The organism is Streptomyces ficellus, from assembly GCF_009739905.1.
In the GTDB taxonomy this organism is placed as follows: domain Bacteria; phylum Actinomycetota; class Actinomycetes; order Streptomycetales; family Streptomycetaceae; genus Streptomyces; species Streptomyces ficellus_A.
On record NZ_CP034279.1, the window covers coordinates 239490 to 256838 of the forward strand.

Sequence of the window (17349 nt, forward strand, 5' to 3'; positions counted from 1 at the left end):
GTCAGCCCTTCTTCCGCATGCCGCGCAGTTGGACGGCGTAGGCGATGATCGCGGTGATGACGCCCATCACGATCGCCACGGTCGCGGCGTAGTTGTGCTGCTGTCCGGCGAAGGACAGCGAGTAGGTGTACAGGTTGGGGGTGAAGTCGTTGGTGATCGCGTTGGGGGCGAGCTTCTGGAGGATGCTCGGCTCGTTGAACAGTTGGAAACTGCCGATGATGGAGAAGATCGTGGCGATGACCAGTGCACCGCGAATGGCGGGGAGCTTCACGGAGAGCACGATGCGCCACTCGCCGGCGCCGTCGATGGCCGCCGCTTCGTACAGCGAACGCGGGACGACTCGCAGGGCCGCGTAGAAGATGAGCATGTTGTAGCCGACGAATTCCCAGGTCACGATGTTGCCGATGGAGGCCAGTACCAGGGACGGCGAGAGCGGGTTGGGCAGGGAGACGCCGAAGGCGTCGTTGATGTTCCCGACGAGGCCGAACCGGGTGCCGTACATGAAGCCCCACAGGAGGCTGGCGACGACCGCGGGTACCGCGTAGGGCAGGAAGATCGCGATCCGGAAGAACGACGTGCCGTAGAGGCGGCCGCTGTCGATGGCCAGCGCGACCAGCAGCGAGATGCCCAGCATGATGGGCACCTGGACGGCCAGGAACAGCGCGACGTTGGAGAACCCGTCCCAGAACCGGGGGTCGGTCAGGGCTTGTACGTAGTTGTCGAGCCCGACGAACGACCTGCCGCCCACCAGCCGGTCACGGAACAGGGTGAGATACACGGAGTACCCGATCGGCGCCAGGAAGACCAGCGCGAACACCGCGACGAACGGCCCGGCGAACCCCCACCCGACGAGGGTGTTCATACGGGACCGGGCGTTCGCTCGCGGACGGGGTGGGGGTGCCGTCTTCGCGGCCGTCGGGAGGAGCGTCATAGGGGTGTTCCTTGTGTCGGTGACCGACAGGTCTGGAAATCGAGGGAGAGCCCGAGCCCTCAGGCGCGTCACCGCCTGCCCGAGGCTGCCCGATGCCGCAATGTTTACGTAATCATCGGTAGCGAGATGGTGACATCGCGAGTGGGGTGCGTCAAGGAGGAAAGCGCCCTCGTCGCGCCTGGATTGGCGACTGCGGGTGGCGTGGTCCCGGGCACGCGAAAGCGCCCGCCGGACTCCGCCGCGGTGGGCTGCGGCGGAGTGAACAGCGGGCTGGACGCGCCCACGAGCAGCGCCGGCGGGCCCGGCGCGCCTGGGCCCGGCCTCAGTCTGCGGTGGACGGACACGACGGCACGGGCGAAGGGCGGGCGGTCACGCGGCGTGTGGTGGGCGCGGTCAGGGCTGCACGGTCAGGGTAGGGGCGGCCAGGGGTGGGCGCGGCGCGGACGAGGGCCGTTGTGCGCGGCCCCGGCGGCGTACGGACGGAGAGAGGGCGGGAGGCGCGACGAAAGGTGCGCGGGGAGGAGGGGGCGGCGGCACGGCTCTCCGGACGGGCCGCCGCCTCTCACCACTCGGCCAGGGATCCGTCGGCGCGGCGCCAGATCGGGTTGCGCCAGCGGTGGCCCGTCTCGGCGGCGTGCTCGACCGCCTTCTCGTCGATGTCGATGCCGAGCCCCGGCGCCGTGAGCAGGGAGACGTGTCCGTCCTCGTACCGGAAGACGGAGGGGTCGACGAGGTAGTCCAGCAGATCGGAGCCGGTGTTGTAGTGGATGCCGAGGCTCTGCTCCTGGATCAGGAGGTTGGGGGTCGCGAAGCCCACCTGGAGGCAGGCGGCCAGCGCGATCGGCCCGAGCGGGCAGTGCGGGGCGAGGGACACGTCGTGAGCCTCCGCCATCGCCGCTATCCGCCGGACCTCGGAGATCCCTCCGGCGTGGGACAGGTCGGGCTGGGCGACGGCGATGCCCTGCTGGAGCACGGACTTGAAGTCCCAGCGTGAGTAGAGCCGTTCACCGGTCGCGATGGGGATGCTGGTGGACCGTACGACCTCGCCGATGTGGGCGCTCATCTCCGGGACCACGGGTTCCTCGACGAAGAGCGGCAGGTACGGTTCGAGCAGCGGGAGGACCCGCCGGGCCATGGGAAGCGTGAGCCGGCCGTGGAAGTCCACGGCGATGTCGAAGGTGTCGCCCACCTCGGAGCGGACACTCGCCACGCGCTCGACGATGCCGTGGACGGCTCGGGGCGTGTCGATGAGCTCCAGTTGGGGGGAGGCGTTCATCTTGATCGCCGTGAAGCCCTCGGCCTTGCGGGCCGCGGCCTGCTGCGCGACGTCGTCCGGACGGTCTCCGCCGATCCAGCTGTACACCCGCGCCCGGTCCCGGACGTTGCCGCCGAGCAGCTGCCACACCGGCACCCCGAGTGCCTTGCCGGTGATGTCCCACAGCGCCTGGTCGATCCCGGCGACCGCGCTGGACAGCACGGGGCCGCCGCGGTAGAAGCCGCCCTTGGTGAGGACCTGCCAGTGGTCCTCGATGCGCAGAGGATCCTGTCCGACGAGGTGGTCGGCCAGCTCCTCGACGGCGGCCGCGACGGTGTGCGCGCGTCCCTCGACGACCGGTTCGCCCCACCCGGTGATGCCCTCGTCGGTGTCCACGCGCAGGAAGCACCAGCGCGGGGCCACCAGGTAGGTGCGCAGGGATGTGATCTTCACTTGGACTCCTTCTTCACGGTCCAGCCGCCGTCCACGGTCAGGCTCGTGCCGGTGATGTACGAGGCGTCGTCGGACGCCAGGAACGCGACCGCGGCCGCCACTTCTTCGGGGTAACCCAGCCGTCCGAGGGCGGTGGCGCGTGCGGACAGCAACCGGTCGTCCTCGTCCACGGCCCGCCAGTGCTCGGTCAGGATGGGGCCGGGGAGCACGGAGTTGAAGCGCACGTCCGGTCCGTACTCGACGGCGAGCTGCCGGACGAGCGCGCACATGCCGCCCTTGGCCGCCGCGTACGCCGGGTGGCCGGGCAGGCCGCACAGCGCGTGGACGCTGGACGTGGCGACGAAGGAGCCGCGGTTGGCGCGCAGGTCGTCGAGGAAGGTCCGTACCGCGAGGTAGACCGCCTTGAGGTTGACGGCCAGTTCCCGGTCCCACGCGGAGCCTTGCAGTTCGTGGGCGGGCGCGTCGGTGTGGACGAAGGCGTTGCCGTGGACGAGGTCGACGGGGCCGAACATCTCGTGGGTGCGGTCCCTCAGCCGGATCCACTCCTGTTCGGAGGAGACGTCGCACCGGACGAAGCCGGCGCGTCCGCCGTTGGCACGGATCTTCTCCGCGAGGGCAGTGCCGGCGTCGGCCGCGATGTCGGCGATGACGACCGCCGCTCCCTCGGCGGCGAGGCGTACGGCGCTGGCGGCGCCGATGCCGGAGGCGGCACCGGTGACGACGGCGGTCCGCCCGGTGAATCGGTTCATGGTCGATGACTTCCTGTGCTGTCGGGGGCGGAGCGTCCGTCGAGGGGTTCGCTCCGCGGTCGGCGGGTGACGTCCTCGCCGCGGAGGAGGCGCAGAGGGGCCGTGGTGGAGGCCCGGAGGGGAGAAGGAGGTCCGGAAGGGCCGTGGTGGAGGGGGTTCGGAAGGGCCGTGGTGGAGGCCCGGAGGGTCAGCGGGTGACGTCGTCGCCCTGGAGGAGGTCCAGCTCGGAGCGCCGGGGCAGGCCCTCCCAGTCGCCCGGTACGCTCACCGCGAAGGCTCCGCACGTGGCGGCCAGCCGGAGGCGGTGGGCGACGGAGCCGCCGTCGAGGAGGCCGGCGAGGTACCCGGCGACGAAGGCGTCACCGGCGCCGATCGGTTCCACCAGGGTGACCGGAACGGCGTCCTGGACGTGTACGGCACCGGGCGTCGCCGTGAGGGCGCCCCGGGCTCCGAGTTTCAGCACCGCCTCGCGGGGCCCGAGTTCGAGCAGGGCGACCGCCATGGCGGCGGGTGTGGCCTCGGGCACGACCAGTGCGGCCTCTTCGGGGCCTGCGAAAACGATGTCGGCGTGGGCGACCAGTTCGGTCAGTTCGGCGGCCGCCTCTTCTCTGGACCACAGCAGCGAGCGGTAGTTGAGGTCCAGGGTGACGGGGACGCCGGCGTCACGGGCGATCTCGACGGCTCGCCGGACGGCGGCCCTGGGGGCCTCCCCCAGCGCGGGGGTGATGCCCGTGACGTGCAGGACTCCCGCCCCGGCGACGAGGTCCGGGTCGACGTCGTCCGGGGAGAGGCGCGCTCCGGCCAGGCCGCGCCGGTAGTAGGTGACGCGGGTGCGGTCGGGTGTGCGGCGCTCGCGCAGCATGAGTCCGGTCGGCTCGGACGCGTCGACGCGTGCACGGGTGACGTCGACGCCCTCGCCGCGCAGGCCGTCGAGGATCATCGTGCCGGCGCTGTCGGCCCCGACCGTTCCCGTCCAGGACGCCTGGTGGCCGAGGCGGCTCACCCCGATCGCGACTGTGGCCTCCGCACCGGCGAACGCCAGGCGCAGCGGGGTCCCGGGGCCGAGCGGGCCGGGCTGGGTCGCGGCGACGACGGCCATCGCCTCGCCGAGGGTCACGAGCGTGCTCATGCGCGTATTCCGTTCAGCAGGGCGGCGGCCCGCTCGCGCAGGGCGTCCTCGTCGCCGCCTTCGCAGGCGTCCCCAACCAGGGGGCTGCCCATGCCCAGCGCGGCGGCACCGGCCGCCAGGTAGGCGGGCGCCTGCTCGATGGAGATGCCGCCGGTCGGAACCAGCCGGACGTCGGGCAGCGGTGCGAGGACGGCCCGTAGGTAGTCGGGGCCGCCCACGGAAGCGGGGAACAGCTTGACCATGGAGGCCCCGGCCCGTCGGACCGAGAGGATCTCGCTCGGTGTGAACGCACCGGGCAGCGCGAGGACGCCGAGCCTGCGCGCCTCGACGACGACGTCCAGGCAGGTCGCCGGTGTGATGAGGTAGGTGGCCCCCGCCTCCACGGCGCGGTGCGCCTGCGAGGGTGTGATCACGGTGCCCGCGCCGAGTGCCATCCCGGACGGCTTGGAGCCGGCGTACTCGTGCAGCGCGTCCAGCGCTCCCGGGGTGGTGAGCGTGAACTCCACCGCGCGCAGCCCGGCTTGGTGAAGGGTGTCGGCGGTGGTGGTGAGGTGCCGGGCCGAGCCCGAGCGCAGGATCGCGATCACGGGGGTGTCGGCGAGGGCGGTGGTCAGATCCGTCATGTGGTGGGGAGCCTCTGTGGTCGTCGGGCCGGAGGGGATGGGGATGGCGGAGGTGGTGGGGATGGCGGAGGTGGCGGGAGTGGTGGAGAGGTGTACGGCGTTATCGGCGTAGAGGGGTGTCCTGACCGGCCAGGGGCAGGCGGCCCGGGACCGGCTGATCGGCGAAGGGCGGGACCGGGAGACCGGTGGCTCCCGGCCTGCACGCGAAGAGCCGTCCGGCTTCCGGCTCCGCCGCCAGCCGCTCGGGACTCAGGCCCTCGGCCGCTGTGGTGATCACCAGGACGTCCAGGTCCGGCCCCGCGAAGGCGCAGCTGGAGACCTGGGAGGCGGGCACGGTCACCACGGCGTGCAGCACGCCGTCCGGTGTGTACGCGCGCACTTCGCCCGCCCCCCACACCGCGACCCAGACACGGCCGGCGGTGTCGACGGCGAGGCCGTCCGGGACGCCGTCGCCGCCCGTGTCGGCGAAGGGACGGCGGTGGGAGACGTCACCCTTGACCGGGTCGTAGTCGAGGACGTCGACGCGGCGGGTCGCACTGTCGGCGTAGTAGAGCAGCCGCCCGTCGGGGCTCCAGCCCAGGCCGTTGGAGATGCCGACGCCGTCGAGCAGGGTGGTCACGGTGCCGTCGGGGTCGAGTCGGTAGAGGGCGCCCGCGCCGGGGGTCGTCCCGTCGAGGGCCATCGTTCCGGCGAGCAGCCGCCCCCCGGGGTCACAGGCGGCGTCGTTCATCCGTCGCGGGGTCCCGTCGTCCGCCATCGCGGGAGCCGCCACCTCCGCGTACGCACCGGTGTCGTCGACACGCAGGAACGCCGTTCCGGCGGCGGCGAGCAGTCCCCCGGAGGCACACGGCGTGACCGCTCCGACGGGCCGGTCCAGACGCAGGGTGGCCGTGGGTCCGAGGTCGGGAACGCCGCTGTCGTCCTCCCGGGCCACCAGCGCCGCCCGGTGGATGAGCCCGGCCGTGATGTCCACCCACAGCAGCTCGTGGCGTGCGGCGTTCCAGACGGGGCCCTCCGTCAGCCGGCCCGGCTCGGGCGTGCAGGGGGACGCGGTCAATCGCATGGTGTCGCTCCTCGTGTGCGGCATGTCGCGGCATGCGCGGCGGCGCGGAAGGCGGTCGGCCGCAGGGGGGCCTCGGGTAACGCCCGGGGGGCGTCGTCCGGAAAGGGGGCGGGTCCGGGACGGGTCCCTGCGGCCCGCAAACCTGCGGCGGCCCGTCACCGGGACGAAACTCTATGGCTTCTTCTAACCCATGTAAATACTCGGGGACGGTCAGCGCGAATAGGGTGGGCGATCATCACCGAACCTCTGTCACTACTGGTCGAAGGACGCCCCCATGGCGAAGCGCACCGCGCAGGACATCCGCCGCCGCAACCGGTTCGACGCCTTGCGCTGCGTCTTCGCCGCCCCCGGCCCGGTGAGCCGGCAGGACATCGCGGAGACCACGGGGCTGTCGTTCGCGACGGCCGCCAATCTGGCCACGGAGCTGCTGGAGGCGGGAGTCCTCCGGGAGGCCGGCCGCGAGGAGTCCAAGGGCGGCCGCCCGCGGGCGCGGCTGGCGGTCAACGCCGAGCGCGGCGCCCTGATCGGCATCGACGTCGCGGAGACCTCCGTCCAGGTCGAGTTGTTCGACCTGGCGCTCTCGGTGCTGCACAGCCTCCGGTTGCCCCTGCGCGGGGCGGACGTACGGCCGGAGGAGGTGGTGGGGACGATCGTGGCGGGGGTGGAGCAGCTGGTGGTGGCCTCGGGCACCCGGCCCGAGAGCGTGCTCGGTGCGGGTGTGAGCGTGCCCGGCCTCGTCGAACGCGAGGGCGGCGTCTCGGTGTTCTCGCCGTACTGGTCCTGGCGCGACGTACCGCTGCGGGCGCTGCTCGCCGAGCAGCTCACCATGCCCCTGTACCTGGACAACCCTCTCAAGGCCGCCACCGTGGCGGAGATGTGGTTCGGGGCCGGCCGCGAGGTGGACGACCTGGTCGTGGTCACCCTGCGCGCCGGCGTGGGGGCGGGGATCGCGGTCGACGGAGCCCTGTACCGAGGGGCCAGCAACAGCGCCGGGGAATGGGGCCACACGTGCCTGATCCGTGACGGCCGCGAGTGCCGGTGCGGCAGGCGCGGATGCGTGGAGGCGTACGTCAGTACGCGCGGCGTCGTCCGGACCCTCCGCGAAGTGGCCCCGGACAGCCCGCTGCTGGACGCCGACGAGGCCACCGTCGTCGGCGCGGTCGCCCGCGCCTCCGCGGCGGGCGATCCCGTGGCCGCCGAGACCGTCGCACGCACCGCCCGCCACCTGGGCATGGCCGCGGCCGACCTGCTCAACCTGTTCAACCCACAGGCGCTGGTGCTCGGCGGCTGGGTGGCGGACCGGCTCGGCGAGCCGCTGCTGGAGCAGGCCCGTGAGGTGATCGCGGCGCACGCGCTCCCGGCGACGCTCCAGGCGCTCACCCTGCGGCTCAGTGCGGTACGGGGCAACCCGGTGGCCCTCGGCGCCGCCACGTTCGCCCTGGAGGGCTTCCTCGACGACCGTGAGACGTTCGGAACGGTGGCCGCGGGACGGCGTGCCGCGAGGGCGGCACGGGAACGGACGTCCTGAGGCGGCGGGAACGGGAACGGACGTCCTGAGGCGGCGGGTCCGGGAACGGACGTCCTGAGGCGGCGGGTCCGGCCGCGCGCACCCTTGGCCGGTCCTGGCGCGACCCCGGTGTCGGGTGGGCCCCGTGAGCCGCGGGCGTACCGGACACAGGTCCGGCGGCGAGGCTTGTGGCGACCGGACCTGCCGCCACCGTGTCGCGCGAGCGTGCGACAGTGCGCCGCTCCGGCCGCGAGAACCGTCGGCGTCCCGGACACACACGGGCGTACCGGACGCATACGCGCGGGGCGGGCGCGCCTCAGGCGGCCGGCGCCGCCGTACTGTCGCGCACGACCAGCTCGGGCGCCACCGACTTCTGCCGCACCGTGCCCGCATCGCCGTCGATCTGGTCGAGCAGGAGAGAGACGCAGTGCCGGCCCACCGTGTCGAAGTCCTGCCGGACGGTGGTCAGCGGTGTGGGGAAGAACCCGGCTTCGGGGATGTCGTCGAATCCGGTCACGCTCACGTCGCCGGGCACCCGCCGCCCCGCCTCGTGCAGGGCGCGCATGACCCCTAGGGCCATCTGGTCGTTGGCGGCGAAGACGGCCGTCACCTCCGGGCGGGCGGCCAGCTCCTGGCCGGCCCGGTATCCCGAGGCCGCCGACCAGTCCCCGTACAACAGAGGCGGAACGCCGGCGCCCGCGTCCTTCAGGGCCCGGTGCCACGCCTCGGCGCGGCGTCGCGCCGCGTAGGAGTCCCGCGGCCCGGCGACGTGCCACACCGTACGGTGGCCGAGCCCCAGCAGGTGCCCGACGGCTTCACGGGTGCCGCGGGCCTGGTCGACGTCGACATTGGCGTACCGGTGGCCGGTGTCCCCGTCGGCGAACACCACCGGCACGCCGGTCGGCAGGCGCAGTTCGGGCGTGTCCAGGATCTGCGACTCGATCAGGATGATGCCGTCCACGGACTGCACCATCAGCTGCTGGAACGCCTGGCGCACGGCGGCTCCCGTCTGCGCGCGGGCCCCCAGGAAGTTCACGAAGAACTCGGCTTCGCGGGCCGCGTCGGAGATGGCCGCGAAGGTCCGGGCGTTGCCGTAGGCGCTGATGTCGAAGCTGATGACCCCGAGTGTCCCGAACCGCCCGGTGACCAGCGCGCGCGCCGCCGTGTTTGGCCGGTAGCCGAGCATCTTCATCGCCGCCAGCACCCGTTCGCGGGTGGCCGCGTCGACGTTCTGCTTGTTGTTGGCCACCCGGGAGACGGTCTGGGACGAGACGCCCGCCATCGCGGCGACATCGGCCATCGAGGGCGACTGCCGTGGGGGACGGGACCGTGGCGATCTGGCACCGGCTTCGCGCGGCATATGAACGGGACCTCCGTACCGGGACGTCGAAGCGGAATGCGGCCGCACTCCTTGTGAATGTTAGCGCTACCTCTCCGTAGACCGCACGGAAAGGAGCACGGAACACGGGACGAACCGGACGTAATGGATCCGCGGTCGCAAACGAATCTCAGACGTACTCGTCAGTTGCCTTGACACTCCTGTGCGCCACTTCGAAACTCTCACGCAACCGCCAGTTGTTTACGCAAACATAAGGAAGGGAAACAGCAACTTAACGCCCTGCGGTACCGCTCTTCGCCGTGCGTCGAGGAGTGGCGAACACCGGGACCTCCCCACCCGGCGGCAGGGAACCCGCCAGGAACCGTCGACGGCCGAGCGGACCTGCACCGCCGTCGGCAGGCACTCCTCCCCCTCCTGGTACTCGACCGCGCCCACCGCCCCGGGCCGGGGCGCGACGACCGCGGCGGGCCGAACCGCGCCCACGCGTGTCCGGGAGACCGAACCGCCTGGACACTCACCCCCACATCGAGCACAAGAGGTACCTCTCCATGTCGTATCCGAAGAGGCGAGCAGCGGTGCTCCTCACCGTGCTTTCCAGCCTGCTCCTCACCCTCGCCGGCGCCACGGGCACCGCCCACGCCGCACCGGCGACCGTCACCAACGCGACCCGGTTCACCGACACCACCGGCGCCGATGTGCACGCCCACGGCGGAGGAGTGATCAAGGTCGACCAGTACTACTACTGGTTCGGCGAGAACCGGAACGCCGACAACACGTTTCGTTACGTGTCGGCCTACCGCTCCACGGACCTCAAGAACTGGGAGTTCCGCAACCATGTGCTGACCCAGGCGACCGATCCGGAGCTGAAGTCCGCCAACATCGAGCGCCCCAAGGTCGTGCACAACCGGGCGACCGACACGTTCGTGATGTGGATGCACAAGGAGAACGGCGCCGACTACGGCGAGGCCAGGGCGGCCGTGGCCACCTCCAAGACGGTGGACGGCGACTACACCTGGCACGGCAGCTCACGCCCGCTCGGGCACATGTCACGCGACATCACCACCTTCGTCGACACCGACGGCACCGGGTACATGATCTCGGCGGCCAACGAGAACGCCGACCTGCACGTCTACCGGCTGACGTCGGACTACACCGCCGTGGAATCACTGGTACAGAAGCTCTGGCCGGGCAACTGGCGTGAAGCGCCGGCCATGTTCAAGCGTGACGGCGTCTACTTCCTGCTCACTTCCGGCGCCACCGGCTGGTCGCCCAACCAGCAGAAGTACGCGACGGCCACGAGTATCGGCGGTGCCTGGAGCGATCCCCAGGACATCGGTGACGCCACCGCGTACCACAGCCAGACCGCCTACGTGCTGCCGGTCCAGGGCGCCCGGGGCACCAGCTACCTGTACATGGGCGACCGCTGGGGCAACTCCATGGGAGGCACGGTCAACGACTCCCAGTACATCTGGCTGCCGCTGGAGTTCCCGACGAAGACCACCATGACCATGTCCTACTCGCCCCAGATCACGGTCGACACCGCCGCCGGCACGGTGACCGGCATGAACGTCCGCTGGGAGACGCTGACCGCACGGAACAGCGGCAAGTGCGCCGATGTCGCGAACTCCGACGGACGCGACGCGGCCCAGCTGGTCCAGTGGGGCTGCGGCGGCGGGACCAACCAGCACTTCTCGTTCAAGAAGCTGGACGCGGGCCACTTCCAGATCATGGCCAGGCACAGCGGCAAGTGCCTCGACGTCAGCGACTCGTCGAACGAGGACGGCGCTCTCGCGGTGCAGAACCGCTGTGACGGCCGGCCGTCGCAGCAGTGGAAGGCGGAACCGGCGGGCGCCACCGGCCAGATCCAGCTCGTCGCGCGTCACAGCGGCAAGTGTCTGGACGTGGTGAACCAGTCCACGTCCGACGGAACCGCCCTTGAACAGTGGACCTGCAACGGCGGTCACAACCAGCACTGGCACCGGACCACCGTCTGACGTCCCACCCCGCGGCACACGCCCCTCCCTCCCCCGGGAGGGGCGTGTCCCGGACGCCCGACCACTCACCATCACCCCTTCTCCACCCCGTCACACCGACCCACCAACCCACCGACCCACCGACCCACCGACCCACCGAATGGAGAACGCTCCCATGTCCCGTACGTTAAGAAGGCCGGCCACCGGGCGCACCCGCAAGCGAGCCGCCCGCGCGACGGCGATCGCGTCCGTCGCCACCGTCATCGCCGCCGGCATGGCGTCGCCCCCGGCCGCCGCCGCTCCGCCGGCCGAGCCCGTCGGGGTCGCGGCACCGGGGGTCACCGTACGCCTCGACCCCAGTTACCAACAGCAGCCGTTCGAGGGGTGGGGTACCTCGCTGGCCTGGTTCGCCAATGTGACCGGCGGCTGGCCTGACGCCAAGCGCAACGAACTGGCGGACGCGCTGTACGGCCCGAAGGGACTGGGCCTCACTATCGCCCGGTACAACATCGGCGGAGGCGACAGCCCGGAGACCAAGCCCTACCTGCGGACCGGAGGCGCCGTGCCCGGCCACTGGAACCGGCCGGGCCCGGAGAAGCCCAACTGGTGGAACCCGGAGAACCCGAAGCACTGGAAGCCGAACGCCGACGCCAACCAGCGCTGGTGGCTGAAGGCGGCCAAGGACCGGGGCGCGAACGGCTTCGAGGCGTTCTCGAACTCCCCGCCCTACTTCATGACCCACAGCGGCCTCGTCTCCGGCGCGTGGAACCCCGCGCACGACAACCTCCGTTCCGACCAGTACGGACGCTTCGCCGCGTACCTCTCCGGCGCCGTGCGACGCGTCCAGGACTCCACTGGGGTCACCTTCGACTCCCTCTCCCCCATCAACGAGCCGAACACGGACTTCTGGCGCGCCGGCGGACGCCAGGAGGGCTCCCACTGGGACACCGCCTCTCAGGCACGCATGTACAAGACGCTCCGGGCCGAGCTGGACGCGAAGGGGCTGGACACGCCCATCACGGCGATGGACGAGACCAACCCGAACACCTTCCGGTCCGACTGGGATTCCTACGACGCCTCGGTACGGGAGTCGATCGGCAAGCTGAACACGCACACCTACTCCACGGGCGGGCGCACCGGGGTGCGCGACATCGCCAAGGGTGCGGGCAAGCGCCTGTGGATGTCCGAGGTGGACCTCGGCGGTGGGGTGCCGCAGAACTTCACCGACATGCGGCCCGCCCTCGACCTGACCAGCCGTATCAACGAGGACATCCGGGAGCTGGAGCCCCGGGCCTGGGTGTTGTGGCAGGCGATCGAGGACTACGAGAACATGACTCCGGCTCACGAGAACTCCAACTGGGGGCTCATCCAGACCGACTTCACGCCGGTCGACGCCGCCAAGGAGCCGCTGCGTAAGAACAAGAAGTACTGGGCGATGGCCCAGTACACCAAGTTCGTCCGGCCGGGCGCCCGCGTCATCAACACGGACGACGCCAACACCCTGGCGGCGATGGCACCGAGCGGCCGGGGCGCGGTCGTGGTCCACAGCAATCCCACGGGATCGGCGCGGACGGTGACCGTGGACCTCGGCGGCTTCGCCCGCGTCTCCTCGGCACCCGTCCAGCGCTACACCACCGACGCCACCCAGAACCTCCAGCGCGGCGCGGACCTCACGCCCTCGGGCAAGCGGGTCACCGTCACCCTGCCCCCGGGCTCCGTGACGACCTTCGTCCTCCCCGGCGTGTCGGGTGTCAACGCCACCGCGTCCGGCGTGTCCGGGGCGAACGCCGCGGCGCCGGCCGTGTCCGGTGCGAACACCCGGATGACGCCGGCCGCGCCCTCCACCGCCGCCCGTCAGATCCTCAACGACAACAGCGGTATGGCCCTCGCCGTCGAGACGACCGGCGGAAGGACGACCCTCGTGCAGCGCGCGCCCAACCCCGCGGACACCGCGCAGCAGTGGACCTTCACCAGGTCGTCCGCCGGCGACTGGAGCAGCACGGCCACCCACCGTCTGACGAACGTCCGCAGCGGCAAGGCGCTGAGCCTCAACCGCGGTGTGCTGACGCTGGTGGACGCGGGGTCCTCCGCCCAGCAGCGGTGGATGCTGTCGACCACCGGGGACGGGCACCACACGGTGATCAACCGCGCCACCGGTGAGCTCCTCGACGTCGCCCACGGCTCGACCACGGACGGTGCCTCCGTCGGTGTCCACCGGCCGACGACGGGGAGCAACCAGTCCTGGACCTTCCGTTCCGCGGGAGGCGACCCCTGGAAGACGCTGACCATGCGGCACAGCGGCAAGTGCCTCGACGTGTCCAACGCCTCCACTGCCGACGGGGCCTCCGTCTTCCAGTACGCCTGCAACGGCGGGACCAACCAGCAGTGGGAGCTGCGTCCCGCGAGCGCCGGCCAGGTCCAGGTGGTGGCGCGGCACAGCGGCAAGTGCCTCGACGTGTCCAACGCCTCCACCGCCGACGGGGCCTCCGTCTTCCAGTACGCCTGCAACGGCGGAGCCAACCAGCTGTGGTCGGTGCGCACCGGCGGTGACGGGTATGTGACGCTGGTGGCCCGGCACAGTGGAAAGTGTCTCGACATCGGTGGAGCCGCCACGGCGGACGGGGCGGCCGTGACCCAGTACGCGTGCAACGGGGGTACGAACCAGCAGATCAAGGCCGGGTGACAGGCGGCGGCCGGGGAAGGACGACAATCTCCTTCCCCGGCCGCCCCTCCCCCCGCTCCCCCGCTCCCCGCTCCCGGTGCCGGTGACGCTTCGCCCGGCCGCGGGAGGGAGCGGGGGACGGTCGTCAGTCCTCGGTGGGACCGAGGTCGGCGTACTCCCGCAGATCCGCCGTGCGGGCGAGGTGGGCCGCGTGCAGCTCCAGCACGACGAGCTCGTTGCGGCCGGGACGCAGCACGGGAGCGGGCACGTAGAGGGAACGCTGGGGGCCCCGTGACCAGTAGCGGCCGAGCGGGAAGCCGTTGACCCAGGCGTTGCCCTTGGTCCAGCCGTCCAGGTGGAGGAAGGTGTCGGCCGGCTCGGCGACGTCGAAGGTGCCCCGGTGGAAGGTCGGGCCGACGGGGGTCGCCGCGGTCCGGGCGAAGGGGAGGCCCTCCAGACCGGTCAGAGGGAGCGGAAGGCAGGTCCACCCCGTGAGGTCGGTGCCGTCGAGCCGGACGTCCCCGGTCAGGCCCTTGCGGTCGTGGATCCCGGGGCCGTAGTTCACCCGCCCCTGGTTCTCCACCAAAAGGCTCAGCAGCGCGCCCGGTCGCGGGACGGTGAGGGCGAGGGCCCGTTCGTGGTTCTCCCGCTCCAGTACGCCGACGGGCAGGCCGTCGAGGAAGACCTGGGCCCGGTCGCGGACGCCTTCCACTTCGAGGAGCGCGGGCCCGGCGGCAGGGAGGACGGTCTCGTACAGGACGAACCCGAAGTCCTGGCCGAGCTGCTCCATCGTCCGGGGCCGGTAACTGCGGACGGCGGCACCGCCGAGCGTGTGCACGGCGGACAGGAGGGGCACGCTGTCGGTCAGGGCGATGCCCTCCACCGCGAGCTTCGGGCCGCGCGGCGGTACCGGCTCGGCGGGGACGGGGGCGTATTTGGCGATGACGTCCCGGAAGGCGGTGAACTTCTCCGTCGGGTCGCCGGCCTCGTCGAGCGGGGCGTCGTAGTCGTAGGACGTGACGGTGGGCCGGTAGGTGTGCTTGTCGTTGGCGCCGTTGGTGAACCCGAAGTTGGTGCCGCCGTGGAACATGTAGAAGTTCACGGAGGCGCCGGCCGCCAGCAGCTCGTCCAGTTCCTGCGCGGCGTGTGTGGCGTCCCGTACCACGTGGTGGGCGCCCCAGCGGTCGAACCAGCCGATCCAGAACTCCGTGCACATCAGCGGCCCGTCCGGCTGATGCGCGCGCAGGGCCGCGAGGTTGGGGGTGGTGCGGCTGCCGAAGTTGGCCGTGGCGAGGACTCCGGGGAGAGCGCCACGGCCGAGGTCGGCGGGCTGGTCGCAGGTGAAGAGGGGCACGTCGACACCGCACCGGCGCAAGGTGGCGGCGAGGTGCTCCAGGTGTGCCGTCTCGTCGCTGTAGGCGCCGAACTCGTTCTCCACCTGCACCGCGATCACGGGTCCGCCGACAGTCGACAGGTACGGCAGCAACGGCGGCAGCAGGTGCTCGAAGTAGTCGTCGACCGCGGTGAGATAGCGGGGATCCTGGGAGCGGAGCCGGATGTCCGGCTCGGCGAGCAGCCAGGACGGCAGCCCGCCGCCCTCCCACTCACCGCAGATGTAGGGCCCGGGACGCAGGAGGACCTGGAGGCCCTCCTGGGCCGCGAGGTCGAGGAAGGCAGGGAGGTCGAGCGCGCCGTCCATCAGGAATGTGCCGGGGCGTGGCTCGTGGAGGTTCCACGGTACGTAGGTCTCGACCGTGTTCAGTCCCATGAGGCGGGCCTTGCGCAGGCGGTCGGCCCATTGGTCCGGGTGCACCCGGAAGTAGTGCAGGCCGCCCGAGAGCAGCCGGTGAGGCTTCCCGTCGAGGAGGAACCCGGTGTCGTCGATGTGCAGAAGGGGCATGGGCAGGCGCTCCTGTGGTCGGGAGGTCGGGTCCGGCGGGGGCGCTACGGCACGTCTGCTCGCCGGCGGGCGTATGCTCTCCCAGAGATGTTTACGCAAACACGCGCCAATGACAAGAGCCTGCGTTTCGACGGGAATCCCTCCCGGGCAGCCCGAATGGCGGCCGCGCCCCGGGGTGCCCGGTGATCACGGCCGCGGACGCGGGGTGCGACGCAGGACCGGCGAGTTCGGCCGGCGGGGTCCCGTACCCGCCGGCCGAACTCCGTGGTCAGAGACGTTCGTTGGCCTTACCGGCGGTGGGCCCCCCGGTTCGGGCGGGTCCCGTTGTGCCGCCGCATGAGGAAGAAGGCGCCACCGGCCAAGGCCGCGGCGCTCGCCAGTCCGATGCCGATCACGCCCGCCGAGCCGGTGCTCGGGAGCGAGGACCCGTCGGACGCCGTTGCCCGGGGAGTCGCCGAGGCAGGGGCGGCGGCCGCCGCCGCGCGGGCACCGCTGGACGGTGCCGTGCCGGCCTTCGTGGAAGGAGATGCGGAGGGCGATCCGGTGGCGGTCGGACTGGGCGTGGCCGCCGGGGTGCGCGTGGGAGAAGCGGCACCGCCGGAGGCGGTCGGGCGCGGCGCCGGTGCGGAGCCGGCGGCCGTGCTGGTGATGGCGATGTCGTCGATGTAGAGGACCGCATCGGAGGATCCCGCCCGGTGCTCAGGCCCCTTCTCCGGGCGCCAGCCAGGGCGATAAGCGCCGATCCTGAAATGCGGCGGCTGCCCACGGTGGTAGTTGTTGGCGCCCTGGTGCGAGCCCACGGTCGCGCCGTCCCGGGTGACGGTGATCGAACCGGGGGTGCTCGGGGTGGACCAGGTGATGTCGAAGGTCCATTGGTTCCAGTGGCCCGGGCGTGCCGCCCCGAGCGGGATGATCTTCTCCTGTATCTCACCGCCGCTCATCCAGTGCACCTTCAGCCGCCAGTCGCCTCCGTGCACGGAGAGTGCCATGACCGGCTTGATCCGCGAGGTGTCGTCCTGGGTGCTGAACCACTGGGTGACGATGGTGTCGAAGTCCCGCGGTTGCCAGTCGCCGGGCAGGTAGTTGGCGAAGCCGAAGCGATGGCTTCCCGCGTCGAGGCCCTTGATGACCAGTTCGGACTTGAACGACCGGCCGTCGTTGGGGATGTTGACGCGCGCGGCGTGGCCGCCCTTTCCTCCCGGGGCGGGGCCGACGAGAACGCGGCCGGCGCCGTTGATCGCCATGAAGGGAAGCTTCTGGGAGGGCGACTCGAAGGTGTACGACACGGAGTCGTCGGCGGCGGCCGGGGAGGCGGCGGTCACACCGAGGGCCAGCAGGGCGGTGGTGCATACGGTGAGGAGGCGTACCCGGTGGCCGGCGGGCGACAGCGACTTTGGGATGTGCATGGACTTTTCCTTGTACGGAGTGAAGGGCTCAACCGGTGGTCGGTGGGAGGGCGGGAGGCGATGCCGGGAGAACCACGGGCGGCAGACCGCATGGGAGGGGGAACAGCGTGGGCGGCGGGGGGCCTTGGCCGAGTGGTCGACATGAACCACCTCCGGGCGCGCCGTCGCGCCGCGGGGGGCTCATTCCCGGGAGGCACCCTCAGGCACCCGCACGGTGGCTGAAGATGCGCCGACCCTACTGTGCGGCAATGAGGAAGAACCAGTGGAGAATGCAACCCTCCGCATAACGAATCGCTAAACTCACGTACAGAGCGGCAGTTGACAGACCCTCAGCCGTTACCGGGCCCGCCCCGCTCCGG

12 protein-coding genes are annotated in these 17349 nt (G+C 71.4%); 3 read left to right on the plus strand and 9 right to left on the minus strand.

All coding sequences use genetic code 11. From position 1 onward, the window contains the following. Window position 1: 1 nt before the first annotated feature. From EIZ62_RS01140 to EIZ62_RS01165, 6 genes are all read right to left on the minus strand, one after another. A complete protein-coding gene (locus EIZ62_RS01140) occupies window positions 2-931 on the minus strand; it encodes a carbohydrate ABC transporter permease (RefSeq protein WP_156690837.1) in 930 nt (309 codons plus the stop codon). Between the two features lie 562 nt (window positions 932-1493). After that, window positions 1494-2639, minus strand: a complete 1146-nt coding sequence (dgoD, locus tag EIZ62_RS01145; RefSeq protein ID WP_156690838.1) for a galactonate dehydratase — start codon at window positions 2637-2639, stop codon at window positions 1494-1496. Then, window positions 2636-3388, minus strand: a complete 753-nt coding sequence (locus EIZ62_RS01150) for an SDR family NAD(P)-dependent oxidoreductase (RefSeq protein WP_156690839.1) — start codon at window positions 3386-3388, stop codon at window positions 2636-2638. The genes dgoD and EIZ62_RS01150 overlap by 4 nt, the downstream gene beginning before the upstream one ends. A 187-nt stretch (window positions 3389-3575) precedes the next feature. Continuing rightward, window positions 3576-4517: a sugar kinase gene (locus EIZ62_RS01155; protein ID WP_156690840.1), complete on the minus strand. Its 942-nt coding sequence runs from the start codon at window positions 4515-4517 to the stop codon at window positions 3576-3578. Further along, on the minus strand, window positions 4514-5140 hold the full coding sequence (locus tag EIZ62_RS01160) for a bifunctional 4-hydroxy-2-oxoglutarate aldolase/2-dehydro-3-deoxy-phosphogluconate aldolase (protein ID WP_156690841.1): 627 nt from the start codon (window positions 5138-5140) through the stop codon (window positions 4514-4516). Before EIZ62_RS01160 ends, EIZ62_RS01155 begins: the two co-directional genes overlap by 4 nt. Before the next feature lie 100 nt (window positions 5141-5240). Beyond that, on the minus strand, window positions 5241-6203 hold the full coding sequence (locus EIZ62_RS01165; RefSeq protein ID WP_156690842.1) for an SMP-30/gluconolactonase/LRE family protein: 963 nt from the start codon (window positions 6201-6203) through the stop codon (window positions 5241-5243). Between the two features lie 274 nt (window positions 6204-6477). On the opposite strand from EIZ62_RS01165, the gene EIZ62_RS01170 reads away from it, so the two are divergent. Beyond that, window positions 6478-7731: an ROK family transcriptional regulator gene (locus tag EIZ62_RS01170; RefSeq protein ID WP_156690843.1), complete on the plus strand. Its 1254-nt coding sequence runs from the start codon at window positions 6478-6480 to the stop codon at window positions 7729-7731. 295 nt (window positions 7732-8026) lie between these two features. Here the strand turns inward: EIZ62_RS01170 and EIZ62_RS01175 are convergent, their stop codons facing one another. Beyond that, window positions 8027-9010 carry a LacI family DNA-binding transcriptional regulator gene (locus tag EIZ62_RS01175; RefSeq protein ID WP_156690844.1) on the minus strand — a complete coding sequence of 328 codons (984 nt, stop codon included), beginning with the start codon at window positions 9008-9010 and terminating at the stop codon, window positions 8027-8029. Between the two features lie 587 nt (window positions 9011-9597). On the opposite strand from EIZ62_RS01175, the gene EIZ62_RS01180 reads away from it, so the two are divergent. Continuing rightward, the gene (locus tag EIZ62_RS01180; protein ID WP_156690845.1) at window positions 9598-11043 is read left to right on the plus strand and encodes an RICIN domain-containing protein; all 1446 of its coding nucleotides are present in this window, start codon (window positions 9598-9600) and stop codon (window positions 11041-11043) included. Window positions 11044-11182: 139 nt separating this feature from the next. Beyond that, window positions 11183-13705, plus strand: a complete 2523-nt coding sequence (locus EIZ62_RS01185) for an RICIN domain-containing protein (RefSeq protein ID WP_244375345.1) — start codon at window positions 11183-11185, stop codon at window positions 13703-13705. A gap of 124 nt (window positions 13706-13829) precedes the next feature. Here the strand turns inward: EIZ62_RS01185 and EIZ62_RS01190 are convergent, their stop codons facing one another. Both EIZ62_RS01190 and EIZ62_RS01195 read right to left on the minus strand, forming a co-directional pair. Next, window positions 13830-15584 carry a glycoside hydrolase family 35 protein gene (locus EIZ62_RS01190; protein WP_156690846.1) on the minus strand — a complete coding sequence of 585 codons (1755 nt, stop codon included), beginning with the start codon at window positions 15582-15584 and terminating at the stop codon, window positions 13830-13832. 287 nt (window positions 15585-15871) lie between these two features. Further along, complete coding sequence (locus EIZ62_RS01195; RefSeq protein ID WP_156690847.1) at window positions 15872-16990, minus strand: heparin lyase I family protein; 1119 nt, start codon at window positions 16988-16990, stop codon at window positions 15872-15874. Between the last annotated feature and the right edge of the window lie 359 nt (window positions 16991-17349).